At 53.8% G+C, this 16,390-nt stretch carries 14 protein-coding genes and 3 pseudogenes; 7 read left to right on the top strand and 10 right to left on the bottom strand.

Annotated elements, in window-relative coordinates:
- Positions 1–4: 4 nt before the first annotated feature.
- Positions 5–910 carry an SDR family oxidoreductase gene (locus BN3796_RS14540; protein ID WP_061709066.1) on the top strand — a complete coding sequence of 302 codons (906 nt, stop codon included), beginning with the start codon at positions 5–7 and terminating at the stop codon, positions 908–910.
- 184 nt (positions 911–1,094) lie between these two features.
- Here BN3796_RS14540 and BN3796_RS14535 read toward each other — a convergent pair whose 3' ends face one another.
- Positions 1,095–1,940, bottom strand: coding sequence for an MBL fold metallo-hydrolase (locus tag BN3796_RS14535; protein ID WP_061709247.1), 846 nt, complete (start codon positions 1,938–1,940; stop codon positions 1,095–1,097).
- Positions 1,941–2,031: 91 nt separating this feature from the next.
- Between BN3796_RS14535 and BN3796_RS14530 the strand changes: the two genes are divergently transcribed.
- Positions 2,032–2,955: a LysR family transcriptional regulator gene (locus BN3796_RS14530; protein WP_061709246.1), complete on the top strand. Its 924-nt coding sequence runs from the start codon at positions 2,032–2,034 to the stop codon at positions 2,953–2,955.
- Here BN3796_RS14530 and BN3796_RS14525 read toward each other — a convergent pair whose 3' ends face one another.
- Positions 2,956–3,858: a LysR family transcriptional regulator gene (locus BN3796_RS14525; protein ID WP_061709065.1), complete on the bottom strand. Its 903-nt coding sequence runs from the start codon at positions 3,856–3,858 to the stop codon at positions 2,956–2,958.
- 128 nt (positions 3,859–3,986) lie between these two features.
- Here BN3796_RS14525 and BN3796_RS14520 point away from each other — a divergent pair, with 128 nt between their 5' ends.
- Both BN3796_RS14520 and BN3796_RS14515 read left to right on the top strand, forming a co-directional pair.
- On the top strand, positions 3,987–4,919 hold the full coding sequence (locus BN3796_RS14520; protein WP_061709064.1) for an aromatic alcohol reductase: 933 nt from the start codon (positions 3,987–3,989) through the stop codon (positions 4,917–4,919).
- 20 nt (positions 4,920–4,939) lie between these two features.
- The gene (locus BN3796_RS14515) at positions 4,940–5,146 is read left to right on the top strand and encodes a YdgH/BhsA/McbA family protein (RefSeq protein ID WP_061709245.1); all 207 of its coding nucleotides are present in this window, start codon (positions 4,940–4,942) and stop codon (positions 5,144–5,146) included.
- Positions 5,147–5,167: 21 nt separating this feature from the next.
- On the opposite strand, the gene BN3796_RS14510 is transcribed toward BN3796_RS14515, so the two are convergent.
- Positions 5,168–6,046, bottom strand: coding sequence for an AraC family transcriptional regulator (locus tag BN3796_RS14510; protein WP_061709063.1), 879 nt, complete (start codon positions 6,044–6,046; stop codon positions 5,168–5,170).
- Between the two features lie 157 nt (positions 6,047–6,203).
- Here BN3796_RS14510 and BN3796_RS14505 point away from each other — a divergent pair, with 157 nt between their 5' ends.
- Entirely contained in the window at positions 6,204–6,959 is a 756-nt protein-coding gene (locus tag BN3796_RS14505) for an SDR family NAD(P)-dependent oxidoreductase (RefSeq protein WP_061709062.1), read from the top strand.
- Between the two features lie 274 nt (positions 6,960–7,233).
- Here the strand turns inward: BN3796_RS14505 and BN3796_RS14500 are convergent.
- Positions 7,234–7,993, bottom strand: a pseudogene (locus tag BN3796_RS14500) (SDR family NAD(P)-dependent oxidoreductase).
- A gap of 100 nt (positions 7,994–8,093) precedes the next feature.
- Between BN3796_RS14500 and BN3796_RS14495 the strand changes: the two are divergent.
- Positions 8,094–8,480, top strand: coding sequence for a VOC family protein (locus BN3796_RS14495; protein ID WP_061709061.1), 387 nt, complete (start codon positions 8,094–8,096; stop codon positions 8,478–8,480).
- A 3-nt stretch (positions 8,481–8,483) separates the two neighbouring features.
- Here the strand turns inward: BN3796_RS14495 and BN3796_RS14490 are convergent.
- Both BN3796_RS14490 and BN3796_RS14485 read right to left on the bottom strand, forming a co-directional pair.
- Positions 8,484–9,382 (bottom strand): annotated as a pseudogene (locus tag BN3796_RS14490) (DUF2955 domain-containing protein); the annotation flags it as partial.
- Between the two features lie 111 nt (positions 9,383–9,493).
- A complete protein-coding gene (locus BN3796_RS14485; protein ID WP_061709060.1) occupies positions 9,494–10,522 on the bottom strand; it encodes an NADP-dependent oxidoreductase in 1,029 nt (342 codons plus the stop codon).
- Positions 10,523–10,610: 88 nt separating this feature from the next.
- On the opposite strand from BN3796_RS14485, the gene BN3796_RS14480 reads away from it, so the two are divergent.
- On the top strand, positions 10,611–11,183 hold the full coding sequence (locus BN3796_RS14480; RefSeq protein ID WP_061709059.1) for a TetR/AcrR family transcriptional regulator: 573 nt from the start codon (positions 10,611–10,613) through the stop codon (positions 11,181–11,183).
- 560 nt (positions 11,184–11,743) lie between these two features.
- Here the strand turns inward: BN3796_RS14480 and BN3796_RS14475 are convergent.
- The 4 genes and pseudogenes from BN3796_RS14475 to BN3796_RS14460 all read right to left on the bottom strand — a co-directional run.
- Positions 11,744–12,424: pseudogene (locus BN3796_RS14475) on the bottom strand (contractile injection system protein, VgrG/Pvc8 family); the annotation flags it as partial.
- Positions 12,425–12,487: 63 nt separating this feature from the next.
- Positions 12,488–13,042, bottom strand: a complete 555-nt coding sequence (locus tag BN3796_RS14470; RefSeq protein WP_061709057.1) for a hypothetical protein — start codon at positions 13,040–13,042, stop codon at positions 12,488–12,490.
- Positions 13,032–13,916 carry a glycine zipper family protein gene (locus BN3796_RS14465; protein WP_061709056.1) on the bottom strand — a complete coding sequence of 295 codons (885 nt, stop codon included), beginning with the start codon at positions 13,914–13,916 and terminating at the stop codon, positions 13,032–13,034. Before BN3796_RS14465 ends, BN3796_RS14470 begins: the two co-directional genes overlap by 11 nt.
- Positions 13,917–16,388, bottom strand: a complete 2,472-nt coding sequence (locus BN3796_RS14460) for a type VI secretion system Vgr family protein (RefSeq protein ID WP_061709055.1) — start codon at positions 16,386–16,388, stop codon at positions 13,917–13,919. It lies immediately after the preceding gene.
- Positions 16,389–16,390: the final 2 nt, after the last annotated feature.

Below are 16,390 nucleotides of genomic sequence, written 5' to 3'. Positions count from 1 at the left end.
TGCTATGCGTATTTTTCTCACCGGCGCCAGTGGCTTCATTGGCTCCCGGATCCTGACGGAACTACTGGCAGCCGGGCATCATGTTACCGGCCTCGCCCGCTCGGAAACCAGCGCGCAAACGATCATAAATGCGGGCGCTGACGTTTATCGCGGTACACTGGAGGCGCCCGACTCTCTCGCCCCGGCACTTCAGCGCGCTGACGCAGTTATTCATACCGCGTTTGATCACGATTTTCACCATTTTGCACAGAGCTGCGAGAAGGACAGGCGCGTTATTTACACGCTCGGCCAGGCGCTGAAGGGAAGCAGCCGGCCGCTGATTATCACTTCCGGTACCGGTATCGGAGATGACAGCCCCACTGCTTTTTCCCGGGAGGATCAGTTCAAAGCCGATAATGTTAATCCCCGCGTCGCCTCTGAAATAGCAGGCAATGCTCTCCTCAACGAAGGGGTGAACGTCCGTGTCGTCCGCCTGCCCCAGGTTCACGATACTCACCGCCAGGGTCTCATCACCTTCTATATTGAGCATGCTGTTGCGAAAGGCACGGTGGCGTACCTTGGTGCTGGCGGTAACCGCTGGTCGGCAGCGCATGTCACTGATGTCGCAACCCTTTACCGGCTGGTGCTGGAGAAAGGTGAGCAAGGAAAACGCTACCATGCGGTGGCAGAAGAAGGCGTTCCTTTCCGGTATATCGCCGGTGTAGTGGCGCGAAAACTCAGTCTGCCGTTAATTTCGCTCTCGCCAGCAGAAGCTGAATCCCACTTTGGCGGATTTGCGCATTTTGTCGCTATGAATTTGCATGCCTCATCTGCCTGGACTCGTCAGCAGCTGGGATGGCGGCCAGTCGGCCCCGGTCTGCTCGAGGATTTAGAAAATATGGATTATGCGCCGCTGTTATTATCCCGATAGTCCCTTGTCCCGGGCCCGTTTGCGGCCCGGGAATAAAGGTTAACGGTTAAACGCCCAGTCGGCAGAGGTTGAACGCTTACGGGAAAGGCTCACGCCGCGTTCCCGTCAGCCCTGATTGAGCAATGCTCTCGCCACCGAGCCGCCCTGCTGAGCCGGGGCGCCGAGAACCAGTATAAGAGGCCGATTATTTATCATCGATACCCTCTGCCTCACTCCAGCTATAGCGCCCGTGCTCTCTGTTCAGCCAGCCGCAGGAGCTCCCGGCGAAATGGGCGCTAAACCACAGAGCCTGATGTTCCTCACACCAGGCCATCGCCCGGCGACGTGACTCTTCCGCTAGCCGGGGATCGCCGCAGAACACCGAATGCCATTCCGGGTGGCTAAACTGCAACGGTGAATGCGCGATATCGCCGGCAAAAAAGCCATATTCCCCGCCGGAGGAGAGAATCAACGCCGCATGATCGGGACTGTGTCCCGGCGTTGGCATATAGCGTAATCTGCCGCCAAACACCGGTTGCGTGGCGACATCAATTGTTTCCAGCTGGCCCGCATCGATAACCGGCAACAGGCTGTCGAGCCATAAATTCCGGTAGCGGTCGCTGTTTTTAACCCGTATCAACTCTTTTTCAGAGCAGATATAGCGCGCGTTGGGAAAAAGAGGTACCCAGCGATCGTCACGCCAGACGGTATTCCAGCCGACATGGTCGGTATGAAGGTGCGTCATTAATACCAGCGTAACCTCTTCTGGCTGAATACCTGACGCCAGAAAATTTTCCAGAAAAGGCGTTTTTAACTGATGAAATAAAGGGTTATTCCCCCGTTCCCGATCGTTACCGGTCCCCGTATCGATCACAATAACATCGTCGGGAGTGCGTACAACCCAACTGTGGATGGAAAGAGGGATCGGCTGGCAGGCTTCAACTGAATCTGCTACACCGGCATTATCAGGATATAAATCCGCAGCAGGCATGTGAATAACACGCTCCTGCACTTTAAAAATAAGGCTGTCACCTGTTCGATATTGTTGCATCATGCCCTCCGCGCACCAGGCGCCCGGTTGATTTATCAGGATGATGTTCACTATCCTGCTGACAGAGATAACATTCAAATCGATTATTATGATGAAGAAAATCATTGAAAATGATTTCAGTCGGATTGATTTAAATCTGCTGACGGTCTTTCTGGTGTTATACCGGGAGGGCAGCGTTACCTCTGCCGCAGAAGTTCTCCATCTGGGGCAGCCTGCCGTCAGTGGGGCGCTAAAACGGCTGCGGAAGATGTTCAACGATCCGCTGTTCGTACGCAGCGCCAGAGGAATGCTGCCGACGCCACGCGCCGACGCGCTGATGACCCATGTGCAGCCGCTGATGGAAAACCTGCATGGAGTAATGTTTGGTGCTCAGGAGTTTTCTCCCGCTACGGCTAAACATACGTTTCGGATCGGCATGAGCGACTGGAGTGAACACTGGCTGATGCCGGGGTTATTACCTGATATCGCAGAGGAGGCGCCGGGCGTCGGTCTACATGTCATCGCCGCCGATCCCTTTCAGGTCCGTCGGTTGCTGGAAGAAGATGCCGTAGATATTGCCGTTTCGCTAAATAAACCGAGTACGGGTGAAATCGTCAGCCAGCCGGTGATGAAGATGGAAATGACGACGCTCTGGTCACCACAGCAGATCCCTCATAAAGGCCCGTTATCCATAAACGATTTTATTGCTTATGAACACCTTATGGTGTCGTATCGCGAATCAAATCATAGTGAAATTGATCGACAGCTTCTGAGCCAGGGATTGCAACGGCGGGTACGTTACGTTACGCCCAATTTTTCAACCTTTCCCCTGATGCTAAAAGCGATGCCGGTATTTGCCACGGTTCCACAAGGGCTCGCCCGGCGCTGGCAGCAGCATTTCGATTTACGATCCAGCGTGACGCCTGTGGCCTATCCCGCGTTTACGCTGTGCATTATGCGTCACAAACGCCGGGCGCAGGATCCGGCGCTAAACTGGATGATGGCGCGGCTGGTACAAGCGATGCAGCGCTTTTGACTATAAGCTGTCGGGCTGCTGTAACACCGTCCGGCTCCAGTCATAAAACGCGCGCACCGTCATGGGTAAATATCGGTTCTGCGGATAAACCAGCGAAAGCGGTAATTCATAAGAGAGGTTATCCAGACAGGAGATTAGAGCTCCGCTTTGCAGCCAGGGCCTGGCCAGGTAGCTGGCTATGCGAATTAACCCAAGTCCCTGAACACCAGCCTGGATGTAGGCGTCGGTATCATCCACCACCAGCGTTTCCCGCATACGGAGCGCGTAATCCCCCTGATCCAGCTTAAAAAGCCACCCGGTGGTACGCCCCGTGGCGTGATTGAGATAGCCAACGGCGTGGTGACGCTCCAGATCGTCTAGCCGTTCTGGCTTGCCGTAAGTTTTGATGTAGGCAGGAGAAGCGAGCACCTTCCACGAAAATGTGGCCAGCGGACGGGCAACCAGCGTTGTAGAATCTTCAATTCTGCCGCTGCGGATCACACAGTCATACCCTTCCTGAATAATATCCTCCACATAATCGCTCGAACAAAGAATCAGATTCAGTGCGGGGTAGCGCTGCAAAAATTCAGGCAGCCGGGGAAGAATGCAGTGCCGGGCAAACGAGTGCGGCATACCCACTTTAAAACGCCCGGCGGGTTCTGCTGACCGACCGGGAAAGGATGATTCCAGAGTTGCGATATCCGCCAGTACCCTTTTGCACTCCTCATAGTAACGCCGCCCTTCTGCGGTCACGCTGAGCTTGCGGGTGGTGCGCTGCAAAAGCTGGCTTCCAAGCCACGCCTCCAGCTCCTTAACCACTCTGGAAACCGTTGAGCGCGGCACTCCTAGTACCTCCGCCGCCCGGGAGAAACCATGCGCATCCACCACGGCGACAAAAAGCTGCATTGATTCGAGTTTGTCCATCTCAGCCTCATATTATCCCACTCATGCGAACAGTCTAACCCGTAACGGTGATCTTATCGACCTGCCGCCCTTCTCATAAACTCGCTTTACACGCCAGAAATAAAGGCTTAACAGAGTGAGGATGTATGATGAAAAAAGATAACGTCACAACCGATCAAAACGTATTGGTGCTGGGAGCAGGACAACTGGGTGCTGCGGTCCTTGAGTCGCTGGTTCCCGCGGTCACCGCGCAGAACGGCAGCGTCTGCGTCATAGTTTCTCCTGGCTCTTTTGATGAAGATGGGAATTTAATTTCCGAAACGCATCAAAAGCTCGCCGACGCAGGCGCTAAATTTATCGCTGTCGACGTCGCAGACAGCTCCATCGCCGCGTTAAAACCCCACTTTGCCGGCTTTGACACCGTTATCAACTGTATGGGTTTCGTCGCCGGGCCGGGAACGCAGCTAAAGATCACCAGCGCGGTGCTGGAGGCGGGTGTAAACCGCTATTTCCCGTGGCAGTTTGGCGTTAATTACGATGTGGTGGGTAAAGGAAGCGGTCAGCCCGTATGGGATGAACAATATGACGTCAGAACGATGCTGCGGGCGCAAAACCAGACGGAATGGGTAATTATCTCAACCGGTATGTTCACCAGTTTTCTTTTCGAACCCGCGTTTGATGTGGTGAATTTGTCGGAAAAAACGATTCACGCGCCAGGTGGATGGGACACCCGGGTAACCGTTACCTCGCCGCAGGATATTGGCCGCCTGACAACCGCGATTTATTTACATCAGCCAAAAATCCGCAATGAGGTGGTATTTGTAGCGGGTGAAACGACCTCCTACGGGGAGCTGGCGGAAACGGTCGAGCAGGTCACAAAGCAGACCTTCACGAAAAAAGCGTTCCCTCTGTCGGTGCTGCTGGATCAACTGCGTCTGCAACCTGACGATCAGATGCTGCGCTATCGCGCGGCTTTTGCCCGGGGCGACGGCATGTGGTGGCCAATAAGCGACACATGGAATGCACAAAATAATATTCCGACTCAGGATATCGCCTCCTGGCTTAGGGCATATTTTCATTAATGTATTGGGGTGTTAATTTCATGAAAATATTGAATATTATTGTATTTATCAGTTCTGTTATGCCGTTTTGCCTGTTCGCCCAAACCATCACCGCCACGGGCGACACGCTTGAGCATGCGGAAAGCCAGATTCGCCAGCAGGCGCACAAAGACGGGGGCAAGACTTATAAAATCATAGAGGCGCGCATGGGAAATAAAGTGCATGTCACTGCGGAAATATTCCCGTGACTCACCCCCCTTTCTTTTGCTTTATGCTTCCGCTTTCGCTATTCGCCTGTCGCGCCCGGGAGGCGTACCAAACATCCGGGCGTAGTCACGGGTAAATTGTGAAACGCTGGCATACCCTACCAGGCTGGCGGTTCGGGCAATCCCCGCCCCTTCCGCCAGCAATTCACGACGAGCCTCGATCAGGCGTAGCTGCTTTTGAAACTGTACTGGAGAAAGCGTGGTGATCGCCCGAAAATGGTGATGAAAAACCGATACGCTCATTCCTGCCGCGCCAGCCAGCTCCTCCACGCGCACGGCGCGCATATACTCTTTACGTAAAATCGCCACCGCCCGGCCAATTCTGGCAGCGTGGCTATCCACTGCGCCAAGAGCGCGAATAGCCGGGCCATGTACGCTCTGCAATAACCAATAATGCAACTCACGTCGTAATCCTTCCCCGAGAAGCGCCAGCGCCTGCGGCTGGTCAAAAAGCCCTGCCAGACGACGGGCTGCATCCGTCACGTCACGATCGAAGGGCTGAATGCCTATAGCAGGAGTTTTTGTCGGCAAGGCAGGCACGACGTCCTGCAGTTCACGCAGGATAACGGGATCAAACTCCAGCACCAGCGCGTAATAGGGATGACGCTGGCTGGCCTGCACGATCTGGCTGGTGGTCGGAATATCCGCTGCGATAACCATCGCCTCACCGGGACCATATTCGAACCCACTGGCACCCGTGGTCACGCGTTTTCGCCCCTGCAGCAGCATGGCGATAAGAGGCCTGGCGATAGCCACCTGCAGCTCGCCGGGATGCATAGCACGCACAATGGTCAGCCCGGCAACCGGCGTGGCGGCAACACCACACTGGCTGACGTGGGCATCGGCATAACGACGGCAAAGTTCAAATAGCGTGGCGTCCATAAAATCCTTTCAGGCAAGTTTCGATGCTTCAGTATGCACTGTTTTGCTGGTTTGCGACCCCCTTCAGGAGGAATGAGCAAAAAATAAAAAGAATCAGGCAAAGCAGACGAAAAGCTTCCGCCTAGAGTAGGAACACACACAACAAAGGAGAGTTAACATGTCTAAAATCGCACTGATTACCGGCGCCAATCGTGGCCTCGGACGCAACACTGCACTCGCCATCGCCCGCCAGGGCAGCGATGTTATCGTCGCTTACAGAGGAAATACCACCCAGGCTGAAGCGGTTGTCGCGGAAATCCGTACCCTTGGTCGGAAGGCGATCGCGCTTCAACTGGATATGGCCGAGACTACGAGTTTTCCAGCATTTGCTAAAACGCTGCGTCAACAACTCGCCGAGGTCTGGCAACGCGACACCTTCGACCACCTGATAAATAACGCAGGTCATGGCGAGTTTGCCGGGGTAGCCGAGACCACCGAAGCGCAGTTCGACGGGCTGTTCAATGTCCATGTCAAAGGGGTATTTTTCCTGATCCAGACCCTTTTACCACTGCTGGCGGACAGCGGGCGCATCATCAACTTCTCGTCCGGCCTAACCCGGGTATCGTACCCTGGATTCTCCGCTTACGCTGCGGCAAAAGCAGCTGTGGAAATGCTCAGCGTTTATCTGGCACGCGAGCTGGGCGCGCGCGGCATTACCGTCAATACCATCGCACCAGGCGCCATTGAAACCGATTTTGGCGGCGGTCTGGTTCGCGACAACGCGGATGTAAACGCGCAGTTTGCCGCCATGACCGCGCTTGGCCGCGTGGGCGTGCCGGATGATATCGGGCTGATGGTGGCAAGCCTGCTGCGTGACGACAACCGGTGGGTAACTGCCCAGCGGATAGAGGTGTCGGGCGGTCAGAATATCTGATTGCTTTGCTGGGCTGGCGCCTCATGCTGCGCCAGCCCAGCAGCGGCTGACATCAGTGCCTGGTTATGTACCTGGTTATGTACCCGTGCTGTAACACCATACCTGATAATGGTTTTTTCTTATCTGCATAAACTGATACCGACATTTTTACCGCAGGCAAAAAAGTTTTCTGTTTTGTGATCTGGTTCATTACTTCCCCATCAAAGATAGCGGATAAGCCAATCCTGAGAATGAGATATCTACTTCACTTTATCTAATTTTATTAAGAATATGCTCATATGCGCATACCGCCCGAGACTTCAATACGCTGTGCGTTGACCCAACGATTGTCTTCCGAAAGCAATGAGGCAATCATCGGGCCAATGTCGTCAGGCAGCCCGGGACGTCCGAGCGCCGTCATGGCGGAGATGGCTTTAGGAACCTCAGGATTATCGCGTGCTACCCCACCGCTGAAATCGGTGGCAATCGCGCCCGGCGCAACGCAGTTCACCGCAATACCGCGGCTGCCCAGCTCGAATGCCATGTATTTCGTCATGGTTTCGACGGCAGATTTCATGATCGCGTAAGGTGCGCGATTCGCCATAACGATACGGGTAAGGCCGGATGAAATATTGACGATCCGCCCCCTATCGACCATCAGCGGCACCAGTTTTTGCGTAAGGAAAAAGACGCCTTTCACATGGATGTCGTACAGCGCATCAAATTCTGCCTCAGTAGCATTTAGAAACCCCATCCCGCTGGAGTTACCTGCGTTATTGACAAGATAATGAAATTTATCGGCTCCCAACTCCCTGAGTGCAACCTTAAATTGCTCGATGAAAGCGTCAAAAGTGACCCTTTCCCGTACTGAGTTGCAGCGGGATCGCCGTTGCGCCGAGAGATTTAACCCGTTCGACAACCTTATTGGCTTCGGCGTGATTCGCTTTATAGGTAAAGAGAGTGTTGACGCCCCGGCGAGCCAGCGCTTCTACCGTAGAACGGCCCAAACCACGACTCCCACCGGTAACAAGTGTAATTGTTGCGTTATTGCTCATAATTATCTCCAGTGTTTTTGGGTTAAAACAACGGTGATACAGGAATCCCTTTCCCCCTGTGCTGCTACGCTATTTCTGTGGAAATCACGAAGGAGGCATGATGAAAGTTCTGAATATACTGACCCGTCAATGCATCATGATTAGTCGTTTTGACGAAACGGTTGCCTTTTATGAAACCTTGATTGCGCAGGAGGCAAGACTGCGCTTCGACTATCCCGAATACGATCTCAAACTGGCCCAGGTGGGTTCGGTGCTTTTAATCGGAGGAACCGATAAGAGCCTGGCGCCTTTTCGCGCCACCCAGGCCACTTTTCTGGTCAACGACATTGCCGCCTGGGAGAAACACCTGCCCTCTACCGGCGCGACGATTATCAATCCGGTGAAGCGCGTCCCCACTGGCTGGAACATGCTGGTTCGCCATCCGGACGGCATGATTGCCGAATACGTTGAGCATCAAAGCAAAAATCCAGCAGATGAGATCTTCTGATGTTTATTCTCCTGGCGGTGCATTCATATAGCGCGTCGCCGCAAAGCAGTTGAGCACCAGATCCAGCACAAACACCATTGCCAGCGTCGCGAGCAGGCCAACGACCACCAAGATCATACGATAGAGGTCGCCAAACATCAGATCGCTGTCAGACCGCAAGCTCTGCCTGAACAAAATGCTAATGGTGGTGAAACAGGAAAACCAACGCCCGTCCCCACCTTTTCCATCACATGTAGCCGCACGCCGAATGCCAGCCCGATACCCACCAGCGGCATGGTCAGCAGCATATGGCTACTGTTGTCGTAGAGAAGCAGTTGTATCAGCAGGATGTACAGGCCGCCCAGCGTCGCACCAACCACGCGCCAGATGGCACTCAGCACCGCGCCGCGATAGTTCATGGGAAACAGGATCAGCACACCCGCCATCAGCGCCGCCAGAGAGTCGCTGAGCTCGCAAAGCTGGAAAACCACAAAAATAAGCGTCGCTATCGTGCCCGCAAGCAGCGATTCATGACGCACCGGGGCGGCATCTTTCACTACCCGCGGCGGGCGCAAACGAGGTTCAACATCCGGAAACAGAAAATACATCAACGCGCTTAAGCCTAATGCCATCACGCAGGCCTCAATAATGGAGAACAGTAGCGTGTGCCAGTCGGTGGTCGGGTAACTCATAAAATTGAGCATCATGCACTGACACACGACGCCTATTGAGCCGAACAAAAATAGCGGCCCTTGGCTCATCAAACGGAAAAACAGCACGTACAGGACAAACACAGCCAGCGTCATTATCAGCGGCCACTGCGACAGATAGCCGTTGATCAACACCATCACAACGCAGTTCAGCGCGGCGCTAAACACAAACTGTGCCGCCACATGGCGATTGAATACCGGCACCAGCGACAGCTACATCATTGAGCAGGAATTGCCAAACCGCAAAGCGCCGGGCATCAGGCCCCGGCGCGAACAGGCATGGTGATTAATTAAACAGACTATAGCCGTATCGCTCCCGTCACATCATTCCGGGTTAATGACCGAAAGCACGATTTTCCCCTGAATATGTCCCCGAGCCGCCCGCTCATGCGCTTGTTGCGCGTGCGCAAGGGGGAACGTACTGTCGACAGCGACCTGAATGACCCCCTTATCCAACAACTCGGCAAGCTGGGCGAGCTGTGCGCCGTTGGAACGCACCTGCGTAGCCGAGACGATAACGCCCAACTGCTGGGCCTCTTCAGCGCCTGCAAACCCCAGAGGGTAAATCGGAAACAGCGCGCCGCCGCGCCTGAGAGTGCGCAAGAAACGGCCTGCTGAAGGGCCGCCAACCGCATCGATGACGAGATCTGCATTGCGTACTACATCCTCGGCAGCCTGTTTCGTGTAATCAATAAATTCATCAGCGCCAAGGTTAAGCAGGAACACTTCATGTTCGCCGGAGGCGACCGCGATAACATACGCCCCCTGCCATTTCGCCAACTGTACGGCGAAATGGCCGACACCACCTGCCGCGCCGTTAATCAGAACGGTTTGTCCCGCCAGCGGCACCGGCTTATGCGCGGTTGCCTGAAGCGGATTTTGCACATCATGCCCTTGTTCAATCATAAATTGCCATGCGGTCAGCAGCGACATGGGTGTGGCGGCGGCGTGAATATGGTCAAGGTGACGAGGTTTACGTGCCACCTCCGTTGCCGCTACGCTGACGTATTCGGCATAGGCCCGGCTACCGCCAGCCGCCCCGTCGGGGAAACGCACCATCGAAAAGACTTCATCCCCGACAGAGAACGACGTGACGTTGTCACCCAACGCAACGATCACCCCCGAAATATCCGTTCCCAGGATCACAGGGAAAGCGATTTTGGGTTGCCATTCCGGCGGCAACATTCGATAGCCATCGCGAAGATACCAGTCAGGAGGATTGAGGCCGACCGCATGCACGCGGACAAGCACTTCGTTAGGCTGAAGATCTGGCACGGAAACCTCTTCATAGCGAAGTACCTCCGGCCCACCGAACGCATACTGCTGAACTGCCTTCATCACTTTAATCGACATGGCTTCCTCCTGGGACGGGAATACGGTATATTTAACGGAGCACTGCTCCGAATATATGGAGCACTGCTCCGCTTGTCAAGGAGACACCATGCGAGCCGATGCGAGAAAAAACTACGACCACCTTATTACCGTCGCGCGCGACGTCTTCATTGAGCAAGGCGCCGATGCGTCATTGCGCGACATTGCCCGCAGAGCCGAAGTCGGCCTGGGTACACTCTACCGCCACTTCCCGAGCCGCGAAGCGTTGCTTGAAGTGCTGTTGCGTTCAAGCTTTGATGCACTGGCGACCAGAGCCGAAACCCTGCGGACCAGGGCCGATTCAGCCGAAGCCTTGATGTTGTGGTTGCAAGAGATTATTGCCTTCACTTATGAACATCGTGGCGTTATTGCGCCGATGATGAGCGCCATCGAAGATCCCAATTCCGCACTCCATACATCGTGCGTCACGCTACGTGCTGCCGGAGCCTCGCTTCTGGCCCGCGCTCAGGCCGATGGCAAAGCACGAGCCGATCTTGATGGCGCTGAGTTGTTTGACCTTATCGCCGCGCTCGCCTGGTTGCGTGGACACCCCTCGCACGCACCTCGCGCCGAACGGATTTTCAGCGTGATTACAGATGCTATTCTGGTGACTAAAACAGCCAACGCTACAGATGAAAAATGACCTCAGTGGACGCCGATGCCTGTCGGAAACAGCTCAACCAGATGGGCAATACGCGATCAGGCTCATTATCCTGCTCAGTTGCATGTGAAATCACGTTGGCCACATATCGTCAAAGGTCACTTCAGTCGCGTACCGGATGCGTCGGCTTACTCATTTCATCGCGTAGCGCCATAAACTGTGGCAGTGAAAGCCGATCGCCGCCGGTTCTCTCCTGGCATAGTTGTTCGTCATGCATGTTTAATTTTCCGGGCGGAAAGCGAGCCAGAGTCTGGTTCAGGGTTTACTCGGGAAGCAAAGGGGTAATCATCGTAAAGAATGCCCCTTCATCAAACCGGGCGGGATTACCGCCCTGCACACCGACCGGACACCAGGTCCAGTCATTCTGCCCGCCACTGCGCATAAACAGACGGTACAGGGGCCGGATATCATCCGAAGCATACAGACAGACCTCAATACACCCGGTCACACCCTGCCCGTACAGAAAAATGGGGGTAAACCGGATACTCCGCTGCGCGTAGCGCAGAGTGATACCCGGAACCGAAAACGCGCTTTCGCCAATCATCACCGTTGCTGTAGGCAATCGCCACTTCGGTGCCGTCCGTGAGCGGCGTATGCCAGCCCAGCGTTTCACCGGCATAAGGTTTCGCCATCCGCAGCCACAGGTAGCCGTAACCGGGTTCCGTCCCCTCCCGGTTGAAGTCGAGCTTCACCCGGTAGCGCCCCTGCCCGTCCAGGTGAGCGTAGATATCGTTCTTCTCACGACTCTCCACCCGGGCCGGAAGTGTGCCGTGAAGTTCCGGACGCGGCACTTCCGCCGGGCGTAAACAGTAACGTTCGGTATAAGGCATTCCCCATACCGATACATGCAGACGGGAATCACGGGCGCCCCGGAAGGTCACCAGGGTGAGGATAACGCCCTCTTTCAGGGCAGTAATGACATCGCCCTGCGGCTCCAGTACCTGCCCGGGTGAGAGGTGCGAAGCATTGCTGAACAGATGAATGCGGGCCGTTTTGTTAAGTTCCCGCTCGTGATGAAGGCGGGCGTAAAACGCGCCGGATTCGGTTTCCGGCTCAGGGCTGGTGTCATCCCCCGCGTCACGGTAAGGCGCTGCGTAGCGGTAATGCTTCCCGGTGGTGACAGCATCACTGCGCACGCTGACCGTCGCATCCATCGGCGTGGTGGCGGTCCGGTAGTTGTAATCCCGCGTGGTGACGGTGCCGGTGGCTATGTTGTACCAGGTTATACTCTAACCAATTTTCAAACTCAAATTTCCAGCACGGGGAGACAGTTCGGTTAATAAAAATTAACCATGACGTATCAAAAATTCTCTCAATTCACTAGATATGTTATTACGATCTAAGTAATTAGCTTTCTCTTCTTCCGATAGAGATATCCAAAAAGGAGACCAATAAACATTCCACCACATTTCCATCTGCCCTTGCAAACTGCCAACTGACTCAAAATCACAATATGGGAAAACAGTATCGGGGGCGGGTGGTTCAATGTGCTCATTGCACAAGCTTTTAATAAAATAGTTATCATTGGTGATTATATCAATCACTGCTTGACCAAGTTCATTGAATTTAAAATAATGCAAGGCCTTCTCTTTATAATGCAAGCATTCCTTTTCTTTGGTTATTTTTTTTCGGAAAGAAGACTCTACTATATTTTCTATTATTTCTACATCACCAGGCTTAACCATAAACCTTGATGAATATGCATATACATTGTTGCCTTCAAGACACAAAAACAATGGATATACATTTTTAGATTTTGACAAGACTTCAAAGCCAGAGTATGGGTAAATTTTCTGAAGGTCATTCCCTTTCCTGAAAAAAACAAACAAATTAATTTTCATCTATGTAATCCGCAATCCAATCTGCACCATAACACCCAGCAGCGCCGAATATTATTCCACCAACAAGTCCTGTAATAACTGCACCTGGACCTGTTTCCACTCCCACTGCCGCACCAGCAACGGTTCCTATTTTAGCTCCAGCGACAAATCCGCCCCAGCCACCTGCTTGTCGTATAACTTCCGCGCTGATAGGTTTTACACTGCCGATCTTTATCGATTTTTCAGTTGCTTGTTCAAGATCATACGCTGTTAACACTATACCTATGACCTGAACTACGCGACCAGCTTTCGCCATACCTTTTACTAATCTAAGAGATTCTGGGGTAAAAATGGCTTTCGCAGGTATTTTTTCACCTTTAATCAAGATTTCCTTATCAACATCTCTTACATATGCTGCAATTTTATCGACACGTTTAGCCAAATGTGGATTTTTAACTTTGTATTCATCAAGTGCTTTCAAAATTTCATCAGTCGTGACTAACTCCGCTCCTGATTTTAATGCTTTTTCGACATCAATATATATTGACTTACCGTCAAACCTAGGGGAGCCCTCAGGAAAAATAGAACTTGTAGAGATGTAAGGTGATTTATTTTTACCCATGACATGTTCAGCAATATTAACTGTTGAGTCATAACTTTTTGGAAGTAAGCCATACCGTTCAGGATCTGTCTCAGAAAGTAATCTTAGTGGCGATAGATTCATTTGGGATAGATAAGGATTCGATGTCGAGGCATATATTTTCCTAACAAGAAAACCGTCTTTCCCTGGCTCATCGACAACGATAAAGAAAAACGCACGAGCTGGCATTAACATACCAGTTACATCGTACGTTGAATGTGGAGTATCATTAGTTAAAGTTGAATGCTCAGTCATCTACCATTTCTCCAGAGCCTGGACACCTAGCCAAACGGTAAGTTTGGACGATTCCTTTGAAAAAACACGTTTGCATAGACCTTGATTGTCTGTGATACCTTTAAATGTTTCACCACTTTCACTAGAGATAAAATACGGAACATTGGCCATAGGCTTACCACTATCATTTAAGATCCGGAATTGTTCATCGAAGAATCCAATCCTGATTAAATCTTCAACTAATGGCATTGATATTGATGACGTTGGTGTTGAATTTGCACCAGCAAACATCGTCCGCTTCACTTTACGCATATACGTCGCCGTCGTACCATATTCGACCTTCCCCGCCTCAAGCCGCAGATAGCTTCCGCCGCCAATCAGCGTGATACGTTTTTTCCCGGCAAACGAGATGTCACTTTCTGAGCTCATCGTCAGTTTCTTCTCTGCAAAGAGCCGCATATTGCCGTTCTGCGCCTGCGCCTCCACGGGACCCTCCCCGGATTTCAGGCTCAGTTGCCCGGTGCGGGAAAACAGACCGAGCTTTTCTCCGGCGAGGGCGGTCATGTTACCCATGACGCCAGTGCTGATGTCCCCGCCCGCACTGATGGCGACGTTTTTGCTGGCGGCCATTTGCAGATGCTCACCGCTGGTCAGCGCCATCCCTGCCGGGGCCGAGAACAGCACGGCTTCACTGAGCGGTTTCAGCCGCTCCTCAAACATCTGTATCTGGCTGTCGACATCCGCCTTCAGCGCCTGAGCCTGCTCTGCCGCTATTTCCAGCTGCTGCAGTTGCTGATTAAGCCTGTCGATTTCCTTCAGCGCGGCATCCATGTCCAGTGCGTCACCCTGCGCCTTCGGCTGCGCATCCGCACTGACAAACAGTCCCTTCCCGGCCCTCAGGGTTCCCCACTCATCGGTGCGCAGCTCAGTTCCCTGACCGCGACGTTGCCCCTTGCCGTCCACCAGATGCCCGGTATTGAGCTGGGTTTTCCCGTACTCCGTGGCGAGCTTGATGTGCTCCTCACCGCGCTTATCCTCCATCCGCAGCTTGTTGTTTGCGGGCGTGCGCAGGACATTGCGGGTGTGGTTGTCGCGGGTGACATGGTCCGGGTGTTCAGAATCGTGCAGGGCATGGGAGATATACGGCAGGTCAATATCACCGTTGCTGTACGCTATCGCCACTTCGGTCCCGTCGGTGAGCGGCGTATGCCAGCCCAGCGTTTCACCGGCATAAGGCTTTGCCATCCGCAGCCACAGGTAGCCGTAACCGGGTTCCGTCCCCTCCCGGTCGAAGTCGAGCTTCACCCGGTAGCGCCCCTGCGCGTCCAGGTGAGCGTAGATATCGTTCTTCTCACGACTCTCCACCCGGGCCGGAAGTGTGCCGTGAATTTCCGGACGCGGCACTTCCGCCGGGCGGAAACAGTAACGTTCGGTATAAGGCATTCCCCATACCGATACATGCAGACGGGAATCACGGGCGCCCCGGAAGGTCACCAGGGTGAGGATAACGCCCTCTTTCAGGGCCGTAATGATATCGCCCTGCGGCTCCAGCACCTGCCCGGGTGAGAGGTGTGAGGCATTGCTGAACAGGTGGATACGGGCTGATTTATTGAGTTCCCGCTCGTGATGAAGCCGGGCGTAAAACGCGCCGGATTCGGTTTCCGGCTCCGGGTCACTGTCGTCGCCTGCTTCCCGGTACGGCGCTTTGTAGCGGTAGTGTTCACCCGTCGTCACCGCATCACTGCGTACGCTGACCGTCGCATCCATCGGCGTGGTGGCTGTCCGGTAGTTGTAATCCCGCGTGGCGACGGTGCCGGTGACAATCCTGTGCCAGGTCCGCACATCCCAGACCGATTCCACCGCGCCGTCAAACAGACCCGATGGTTCGCGGTACGGCAGGCGCACGTCAAACCGGTAGTTAAGCTGGCTGTCGGCAAAAATGTACGTATCCAGACCGCGCACATCATCCATCTCCGTACGCCAGTAAATCCCCACCTCTGACAGAATGCGCTGGATAAACTGTAAATCCGTTTCCCGCCACTGGGTGATAATTTCCCGCGGCGGGTAGGTGCGCTCCAGCCGGAAGTCAAAATCTGGTCCTTCCAGACCGTGTTTACGCAGCACCTGCCCCACCACAACAGGAACGGACTGGTTCTGATATACCGCGCACTGTCGGGTGTGACCCAGCAGCGCCAGGCGCGAACTGAGCGTAAGCCGGTAACGGGACTGGTCTGCGGAGATGGAAAGCCATTCCAGGCGGGTCACCATGCCGTGAACATTTTTACCGCTCCGCATCCGGAAAGAGGCATATTTCATCAGTACCTCTTCCGGGACGATGTTGCCCTGCGGGGTGGTGAACTCGATGTCCCATCTGAACGGCTCGCTCAGTGCTTCCCTGCCGCGAAAGCGCAGAACATCCGGCTTCACCGAACTGTCATTGATATCCAGAAAGTAACGGGTCTGTCCGTCAAAAAGCGCTGACCAGTTATCCATCA

Origin of the sequence: Pseudenterobacter timonensis, assembly GCF_900021175.1 — a bacterium.
Taxonomy (GTDB): domain Bacteria; phylum Pseudomonadota; class Gammaproteobacteria; order Enterobacterales; family Enterobacteriaceae; genus Enterobacter; species Enterobacter timonensis.
The sequence above is the reverse complement of the archived record's forward strand: the minus strand, read 5'-3'. Positions and strand labels throughout refer to the sequence as shown.